The sequence below is a fragment of the Mucilaginibacter inviolabilis genome (genome assembly GCF_011089895.1).
Taxonomy (GTDB): Bacteria; Bacteroidota; Bacteroidia; order Sphingobacteriales; family Sphingobacteriaceae; genus Mucilaginibacter; species Mucilaginibacter inviolabilis.
In genome coordinates this window covers 715,191-724,840 of record NZ_JAANAT010000004.1, presented here as the reverse complement: position 1 = coordinate 724,840, position 9,650 = coordinate 715,191, and the positions used below count along the sequence as shown (strand labels likewise).

The following is a 9,650-nucleotide window of genomic DNA, read 5'->3' as shown; positions in this document are numbered from 1 at the left end:
CGCTTTCTTATAACGCACCGGAAGGGTTTAGTTTCCGATCGTTACGCTACATGATTTTCTATTTCTTAAAAGAACTTATCGCTTCACCATCCCGGATCCGCTTTATAATCTTGGAGTTCTTATACTCCTTAACTCTTCATTTTCTGTCCGTCAGAATCGCTCCGACTTCTCTCTTTTTTATCCAGGCCAACTCTCGTTTTCCCTTCTTTTATTTTACTGCCAAATTCGCTTTGGCTTTCCCCTTCTTTCTCTCTCAGCGTCTCCGCCTTTTTTCCTTCCTTCGTTTCGGGAGTGCAAAGGTAGTAACCTTTTTCTTATTTGCAAATAAAAATATCATATTTACATAATCAATTCATTTACAATTAAATAAAGTAAAACATAGATTATTATGGATTTAAACATGATCTATTTCTCACTTTTAGATTCTGTTGAAGCCCATTCACCCCTCCTCTGTCACCACCACCGCCATATATCCATGCATAGCGATCAAGAGACCACTGGTCCGACTCCGATATTATCAATTTGACAATCAATTTCTTACAATAGCTCGTAAAGACTTTTTTCTTTCTGATAAAACAAGAAATGGCTAAAACCAATTTAAAATGTCGGATAAAACGATCACCAACTCCATCAAACTTACCCTCAATTCTCAAAAGACACTTTCTTTGGATTGGCGCAGATGGTCAATAAAAGCGGTTGCCCTCGATTGGAACAACCGCCTAATAATTATGTGGTTATGCAATTGATGAAGCCTGTTGTTCTGCGCCAAAGGATAAACCCCTGAATATTCACATTAAATCTACCAGCCATAATTTTGAATAAGAGCAGGGTCGATATTGATTTCGGTTTGAGGGATTGGCATCAAATAATGTCGATCAGCAAACACGCGTGTCTGATCTACGACTGTTTTGTAGAACACCGCAACACCCGCAGCTTCACTGTTCGGGTCAAAACCCGTTGAATTTAACTCAGCAGAAGTTGGTCTGGCATTCAACCCATGCATATCACCATTGTCAACAGTCTTTGCAATCAACCAGCGGCGAACGTCCCAGAATCGCTGGTTCTCAAATGCAAATTCTATTCGTTTTTCGTTTTGAATCCTTTTGCGCATGCCTTCTTTTGTGTTATCAGAGGCGATGACAGGCAAACCAGGCATCGATACCCGGCTCCTAATCGCATTGACCGCGTTGTAGACATCGCTATTGGGGGCCGATAGATACTCATTCATGGCCTCCGCATAAATCAGATAGATTTCGGCTAGACGAATCAACGGGAAATTTCTGTTGGCGTTACCGCCACCTTTTAGATTTACCGATGGGTCTGCCCATTTTCTCCAATTGTAACCAGTTTCGCAGTTGGTGCCGGGTTTTGGCCATCCATCACAAGCGCCGCCATTATTGCCGAACCAAGCAAATTTCAGTGGCCTTGCATTGTTGGAATAGTTCCACACATCATATTGAAAGAATATCGTTGCGTAAAAACGGGGATCCCTGTTTTTATACATATTCGAGATATTGGAAACCGCTGTGTTTTGTATACCATCCCAAATTTGACCATTCCAAAAACCTGCTGTTTGGTAGCCCGATTGTGGGTCCGAAATCGGCCTGCCATTGTTCATCTCGTATGCGTCAACCAATTCTTGAAAGACGCTCATTTTCCCATTTCCATTTACCGCATTTGCATCGCGGCCATTGGGCATGTACGTCCCTTCAAAATCGCGATTGCCGCCGATAATCAGGGGCAATATAATCTCGTCGTAATTCCGGGTGAAGAAAAGCTGTGCGTAATTATCGACGGGATTCGATGGATTGGGATTAGATAGATTATAAGCGCCTAAATCCAATACAGCTTTTGCCGCGTTCGCGGCCAGGAGCCATTTGTTGTTATCGTATGTTTGTGGAAATAATAGGGTACCGTCAGCATTTTTGATGTTTGCGTACATCGTATTGCCGTTAAACAATGGACTGGCAGCGTAGACGAGTGTTCTGGCTTTCAAGGCGAGGGCAGCCCCTTTGGTAATACGGCCGTAATCACTTGATCCCTGAGGATAAGATACCGGTAAAATCCCTGCAATGACATCACATTCCGAAGTTATAAATTTCACCACGTCGTCAACGCTGTTCCTTGCCGTAGTGGTTGCTGCTGGGTCAGTAGTAGCCAAAACCTTATTAACCAAAGGAACAGCACCATACCTCCTAAAGAGCTCAAAATACTGGTTAGCCCGCAGAAAGCGCGCCTCTGCTTTATAAAGTGGAATGCGTGGCGTATAATAATCACTTCGCGATGCCGGGATCGGCGTTTTATCAATACTCGCAAGGAAAATATTTGCTGAACGTATATACTGGTAAGCTCCGTTCCAGATATCGAGTGAGTTATTGGTGGCATTCCATGCGCCGGAATTAAATGGCAATTCCGCAACGTTTTCCCAGTGGTTTTTACATTCGTCTGTACAGGCACCTAAAACTGTTCCTCCGCCGTGTATAAACTGAACATCACCGCTGTTTAGTGATGCATATAAATGAGCCCACGCGCTTTCTGCATTTTGAATATTATTGAAAACAGCGTCTTGCGTAACCAACTCTGTTGGAACCACATTAAGATATTTTTTACAGGAAGCCAAGCAAATGCTGGCTGCAATCATCAGGTATAGATATTTCTTGCTTTTCATGTCAAATGTTTTAGAATGTAAATTTCAGCCCGGCATTGATCACCTTTTGTTGTGGATACGTACCAGTTCCATTATTGCCAATTTCAGGGTCAAGATTGAAATCTTTCAACTTACTCCAGGTCAGGAGATTAATACCATTGACGAAAACACGGGCGTTGTCTATTCCGATACGCTTCATCCATATTGCCGGTAAAGTATAACCCAACTCGACAGTTTTTAAGCGGAGGTAATTTGACGAATAGATCCAAAAGGTGGAAGCTTGCTGGTTGTTCACATTGTCGGCAGAGGAAATGCGCGGGAACATATAATGGCCGTCGGGATTAGACGCTACCCAATGATTGTTGACCACCTGCACCAAAGCACTGGCGAATCGGGAAAATGGATAAACTCCGGAACCTGAAAGTAATGTCGATCCGCCAAGGCCACCCTGAAAGAGAACGCTAATGTCGAAATTTGCATAATGATAGCCCAAAGCAACACCAAACTGTGAAGTCGGATTTGCTACTTTTCCTGGCAAGTAACCTGCATCCAGGCTGTTAATGACACCATCTCCATTCAAATCCTTATATTTAATATCTCCGGGCTTTGTCACACCCAGACTGGATTGTGAGGGGCTATTATCGATATCTTGTTGGTTTTTAAATAAGCCCAGGGCGGTATAGCCATAGATTTCGTTGATACTTGTCCCCTTAAGTGCTTGCCATTCACGTCCCGGATAATCCGGCTGCGCATAAAACAGGATCTTATTATGCGCATAAGCGTAGTTGATAGTTATACTGTAGCCCTGATTTTTCCTGAAATCATGTCTGTGTGTCAGTGATATTTCATAACCGCGATTGTCAGTAATGCCTGCATTTACAGCCGGGATCTGAGGTAAACCGATGAAACCCGGAATTAGCTGAGAAGTAGCCAGAATATTTGTGCGACGTTCTCTGAACACATCGGCAGACAAGGATAGCATGCCCTTCCATAAGCTCAGATCAAGACCCAGGTTTAACTTTTTGGACCTTTCCCAGGTGAGCAATGTATTTCCGGCCTGTCCTTCCAGATAACCGCCATAGGAGTTACCATTGCTATTGAAACCAAACGTGTAACCGGAACCCGTTACCCATGTGCTTAGGTATAAGAATCTGCTGGAGCCTATTTTATCATTACCAACAAGCCCGTAGGAACCACGCAATTTAATCTGATCAATAAAATTAAGTGCAGGGTTATCTTTTATAAAGTGTTCATTGGAAGCTATCCAGCCAGTAGAGACAGCCGGGAAGAACCCAAAGCGATGACCTTGTGCAAAATTTTCTGAACCGTTGTATCCAAAATTGAATTCGGCAAGGTAACGGTCATCATAAGCATAGGCGGCACGTCCTAATACACCCTGATACTTATAAGGTAAACCGCCAATGGCATTACCGACACCGCCACCAACCGCATCAAAGAAACCTGACTGGTTATAGATAGCCATCGCTTTGACCGAATGTTTGCCAAAATCACGATCATAATTGATATAAGCCTCTAACACCGTACGACGGGAGCCATTGGCATTTACCTGATAATCTAATGTTCCATTACCATTGTTTACGATAACATAATGCCCGTTTGCAGCAAGATCAGTTTCCGTATCAGGCACACCTGGATTGAGCAGATATTGATAGGTAATATTGGAAAGCGGCCTGTTAACATTCCGGAAATTGTCATTATCAAAAGACAATCTTACCCGCGTACTCAGCCCTTTGGTTAGCCATCCTAAATCCCACTTAAACCCTGCCGTAGACTGCAGCTCCGTTTCAAACCCTCTGTAATAACCCGACTGGGTGAGGTCAACGTAAGGGGATTGATTGGTATTCGGCGCTGCTCCGGGGGATCCATCCGGGTTGGTAATCGGATAATACCAAGCCGGTGTTTGTTTAATATCGTTGAAAATCTGAGATGCACTTACCCCCGGATAGTTTCGGTCATATACGATCGCACCCAAATTAAGCTCCATCGTTAAGTTTTTGGTAAGGTTTAGATCAATGTTTGAACGGAAATTATACTTATGCGTAATGGCCTGAATATCATATTGGCTGACCGATTCTTCATAGTTATACAAGCCGTTTTGCTGCAGGTAGGATAAGGATATGAAATATCTTGCTTTTTCAGTCCCGCCGGAAACATTCAGATTTCCCTGTCGCAAATAGGAGAACGGCTTCAACATCGTTTTTGTCCAATCTACATTGGGATATAAATATTGATACGCCGGATAAGTCCTGTCCCGGTATTTATTCAGCAGGACATCTGAATAGGCGCTGGTATCTGCGAAAAGTCCGTCATTGACCAGCCCTTCTTTATACAGTTTCCTGCCGGTATAGGAATCAACATATCGGGGAAGGGATGTTGGCGACTGCCAACCATTCTGCGCAGTAGCCGAAATTCGTGAGGTTCCAATTTTACCGCGCTTGGTTGTGACCAGAATAACGCCGTTGGCACCCTGAATACCGTATATGGCAGTCGAAGCAGCGTCTTTGAGTATGCTGACATTTTCTACTTCGTTGGCATCCAGGCCGCTAAAATCCCGCTGGATACCGTCAACTAAAATCAAAGGTGACGAATTATTAGTGGTTCCGAAGCCCCGGATATTCAAATACGCACCGTCGGCCCCGGGTTCTCCGCTATTTTGAACAGTTAGCAGACCCGGTAATCGCCCGGCTAAGGCATTGCTCAAATTAGCAACAGGGCTTTGCTGTAGCTCTTTCGTTCCAATAGCCGCTATCGCTCCGGTCACCCGCTCCTTTCGCTGTGTGCCATAACCCACAACCACAATTTCCTGCAATCCTGTCCCCGGAGTCAACGCAAGAATACCAAGATCCTTTGCTGCGGCCACTTCCCTGGTTGTATATCCTATGAAGGAAATGACTAAGGTGCTATTTTCCGGAATACTTCTAAAATAAAATTCACCATTCTCATTTGTCGTCATACCCTGATTGGTACCTTTTATCTTTACAGAGGCACCGGGTAATGGTTTTCCGTTTTCATCGACAACGATTCCTTTGATTTCAATATCAGCCATTACAAGCTTATTTTTAGTAGGGATCGCTTCACTCGCACCTGTACTGCTCTTGATAACAATGATTTTATCGGCAAAGCTGTACGACAACGGCAACCCTTTCAATAGCTGGTCAAGGACGTCCTTAATCTCTGCATCCTTTACGTTTATAAATACAGGAGAGGAATCCCGAAGTAGCTTTTTCTTATAAAAGAAAGTATAACCGCTTTGCTTATCGATATCTTTTAAAGCTTTTTCTAGTGATACCCCGTTTTCTGACAGGGTAATCTTTTGGGCGAACACATTTGCTCTAACTTGCAGCGTAAAAGCAATCGTTAGTAAAATTATAAGCTTCATCAATAAAAATGTTCTTCGACATAAAAACAGAAATTCGCAGTTATTCGAACTACGTAGATTAATTTTCATAGTTTCGTTAGGTTTTTGGTTGGTTAAAATTAAACTGTGTCGGTTTTCTATTAATCTCAAGGCCAAAAACTTTCGCGTAAGCGGAATCAGCCGGTTGTGTTGGAAGCACCACCGGCATTTTTTTGGCCGAAATTTTCAAAGGGGGTCAGGTATCATTTTTCTTCATCATCAATTGGTTTAAAGGCTAATAATTGGTTTTCTTTATGTTTTTTTTTCTTTTGAAAGAATAGGTTAGTTGTTATTGCGATACGATGAGTTTTCGTCCGATTACTTTTACATGAATGTCATCTAACTTGAGCATCTGAATGACCTTCGAAAATGCTGCATTATCTGGTATCTCGCCATTATAGGTATCACCGTTCAACTGACCTTCGTAAACGACCTCGACATTGTACCAACGCGAAATTTTTCGCATCACTTCATGGATGTCTGCATCCTTGAATACGATTCGTCCACTGGTCCATGTCGTAAATTCGCCTGCATCAACAGTGATTTTTTCCAAATGCTCATTTTTGAAAACAGCCTGCTCATTTGGCGCAATAACAAGATTTGCTCCAGATTTCCGTCGCCCCTTCTGACGGACCTCGACCCGGCCCTCTAACAAGGTTGTTTTAACCGCATCTTCATCTTTATAGGCATTGATATCGAAGTGTGTACCGAGCACTTGAACGACCTGCTCTCCGCTGTTAACTTTAAAAGGTCTCCCTGCGTCATGGGCAACTTCGAAATATGCTTCGCCCTTCAGTTCTACTTCCCGGGTAGCTCCGGCAAATTCAACGGGATATCTGATTGAACTGGCAGCATTCAGCCAGACTTTGGTTCCATCTGCCAGGGTCAGCCGGTACTTACCTCCCTTGGGAGTGGTAACGACATTGTACAATTGAGTTGAATAGGTTCTAACCTTTGGCCTTATTTGATAGATCAAATTGCCGTCAGAAGTGTTTTCTGCTGAGACACGCTGAACGCTGAATAGCTTTCCAATACGTGATTTGTCAAGATTTAAGCGAGATCCGTCCGCCAACGTTAAAACAGCTATTTCACTGCCGGGCCTGATAGCATTTTTATCCATGTCACCGGTATAAGATGCCGCGCCTTTCTGCCTGAAATACCTAACCGCCAGGAATATCGCGCTAAGGAAAAAGACAAGAACGGCTGCCGCTGCTGCCCATCTCGAAAAATTAATCCTCTTCACCTTGTTATCGAAAATTCTGGCATACAGGTCGCTTTTCAGCTTTTTTTCAATTTCAGACCTATCGCCAAATTCGGAATGCCAGGGAGTATCTGACAAATCGAAGCTGTCACGATACTCTTCAAATAGTTTTTGTTCTTCCAACGTGCAGTTCCCGGACGTGCATCGCTGATATAGTTCCTGAAATTCTTCGTAAAACATGATTATAACGGTTACTGATATAGACAGTTCAGCGATTCAGTTCTCACATACTTTTTTAGTTTTTTTTAAAGTGCTTCAGGTCTGCCGTCGCGAAACAGCCAACAATAAAACTTTGTTATTAAATTGCAGGGTTCAAGTGTAGATTTAAAATCATTAAATGAGCAACCCCAATCAATCGGACAAAGATTTATTCGCCGCAGTACAACGCCACGATAAAAAAGCGTTTACGCTGCTGTATGATCGATACTGGGAGCTGGTCTACAAAAAGGCATATTCTTATCTAAAAGATACTGATACTTGCGCGGGCATTGTCAATGACATTTTCGTTAACATTTGGGAGAAAAGGGATGTCTTGAAAATTATTACATTCAAGAATTACGTCACGTCTGCTGCACGTTACAGGGTTTATAATGCGATTAGTTCGAACAATAGTTCACCCTTGACCTTTGTGAACGATTACCAAAGCCTTGATGCTTCAGTCGTAGTATATAACGACGCTGAAAGTAACATGCAGGTATCCGACCTCAAAAACAACCTGGATATTTTACTGGATCAGCTACCCGCAAGATGCAAAGAAATATTTCTTTTGAGCAGGGTTGGTCATATGAGCAACCATGAAATAGCTGAAAAACTTTCAATTTCAAAAAGGGCCGTTGAGAACCAGATATCACTGGCGTTAAAACACCTAAAACCTTATCTCAAAAATTATCCAACGGTTTTAATCATTGCAAAACTCATGATGCTTTATACCAGTCTGCGTTCTTAATACGAATAATCTTCATCAGGTAATGATTATGACATTGCCGATGGCGGTTTGCTGTTGCCGAGAGATCACTTTATTCGCAACTAGGTAAATGACGGATTGACTACAGAATAAATTTAAGCACGAAATATAATATTTGGTATATTCATTACCCTAAACATGATCACCGTTATGAAACCTTTAAACCTACACAAACTCTGGCCTGCACTCAACCGTACCGACTGGAACCTTAAAGCCTATACACTTGAAAAGACCGCCATTTGCTGCGCTTTTTCCAGAATGGCTTACTGGCAGATCCCTAAATATGAACTGGAAGGACATGACAACCTAAAGATCATGCCCTCCAGAGACTACCTGGAATTTGTAAAAAAGAAACAATGCCGGACAGTAAAGGAACTGCTGCAACAGGCAGACTTCGGACAAAACTTTATTATTGAAACCAAATCACTGGTATTGATAGCGCTTGACGTAAAAGGAACTTTATTTATCGCCATACGCGGTACCGCCAGTTTTCACGAGGCCTATACCGATCTCAAATTCCGTACGATTGGGATCAAAGGCGATCGAAGCATCCGCTATCATAAAGGGTTTTACGAGGCCGTCACCGAATGTATCGACCAGTTGGTTATCAAACTCCATAAATTTGATCCGGATATCCGGATCTATATTACCGGACACTCTCTCGGCGGGGCCATGTCGGCTATTCTGCATACCTTGATGTCCGGCAGCAACGCGTTTGAACATAACAAATATGCGCAAGCGTTGAAAGGCTACCGGTCACATTCCTGCTACACCTTCGGTATGCCAAGGTTTGGCAATAAAGAAGCCGTGAACATTTCCTCACCTTTTTCATTTTACCGGGAAGGCGATATAGTCCCGGGGCTACCACCCCGGTTTTTAGGTTATGCCAATAGCCGGTATGAATACCGTATTGACCGAAAAACGATTATCAGCAAAATCTTTATCGGCGGTAGCAACAAACTGCTGTGGGTTTATAACTGGGTAAGACGGCTTAATGTGAGCAATCATTTTATAGAGCATTACTATATTGACCTGTTTCATATCTATAAAAAAAGAAAATAACGGTAACCGGTTGATCTTGGCGCGTTCAACCACAACCAGCAGTCAGCCGGCAAACCTTTCGAACATCCTAATTGTTAAAAACATTAAAGGAGATTTTATACACTGGTATAACGGAGATTATCCCTCATCTTATAAAAATCAGCTGCCCAAGCTACAGGAAAAGGTGGTGAAAATTGCCAACAGGAGCCAGCACGGTTCTTTGGAAGCCAGATCAGCAGAATTGAGCATTTTGGCTGGTGATATATTCAGCGGTGTTTTTTCTTAAGTTGACTGACTGAATACGGGTTCTTTACAGGCG

Annotated in this window: 6 protein-coding genes; 3 read left to right on the top strand and 3 right to left on the bottom strand. The window is 42.9% G+C overall.

Features of this window, described 5'->3' with window-relative positions:
- Positions 1 to 799: 799 nt before the first annotated feature.
- From G7092_RS26645 to G7092_RS26635, 3 genes are all read right to left on the bottom strand, one after another.
- Entirely contained in the window at positions 800 to 2,668 is a 1,869-nt protein-coding gene (locus G7092_RS26645) for a RagB/SusD family nutrient uptake outer membrane protein (RefSeq protein WP_166094513.1), read from the bottom strand.
- Positions 2,669 to 2,678: 10 nt separating this feature from the next.
- Positions 2,679 to 6,047 carry a TonB-dependent receptor gene (locus G7092_RS26640; protein WP_166094511.1) on the bottom strand — a complete coding sequence of 1,123 codons (3,369 nt, stop codon included), beginning with the start codon at positions 6,045 to 6,047 and terminating at the stop codon, positions 2,679 to 2,681.
- 307 nt (positions 6,048 to 6,354) lie between these two features.
- Positions 6,355 to 7,506: a FecR family protein gene (locus tag G7092_RS26635; protein ID WP_166094509.1), complete on the bottom strand. Its 1,152-nt coding sequence runs from the start codon at positions 7,504 to 7,506 to the stop codon at positions 6,355 to 6,357.
- A 157-nt stretch (positions 7,507 to 7,663) separates the two neighbouring features.
- Between G7092_RS26635 and G7092_RS26630 the strand changes: the two genes are divergently transcribed.
- From G7092_RS26630 to G7092_RS26620, 3 genes are all read left to right on the top strand, one after another.
- Complete coding sequence (locus tag G7092_RS26630) at positions 7,664 to 8,272, top strand: RNA polymerase sigma factor (RefSeq protein WP_166094507.1); 609 nt, start codon at positions 7,664 to 7,666, stop codon at positions 8,270 to 8,272.
- 168 nt (positions 8,273 to 8,440) lie between these two features.
- Entirely contained in the window at positions 8,441 to 9,352 is a 912-nt protein-coding gene (locus tag G7092_RS26625) for a lipase family protein (protein ID WP_166094505.1), read from the top strand.
- Between the two features lie 16 nt (positions 9,353 to 9,368).
- The gene (locus tag G7092_RS26620; protein ID WP_166094502.1) at positions 9,369 to 9,617 is read left to right on the top strand and encodes a hypothetical protein; all 249 of its coding nucleotides are present in this window, start codon (positions 9,369 to 9,371) and stop codon (positions 9,615 to 9,617) included.
- Positions 9,618 to 9,650 lie beyond the last annotated feature (33 nt).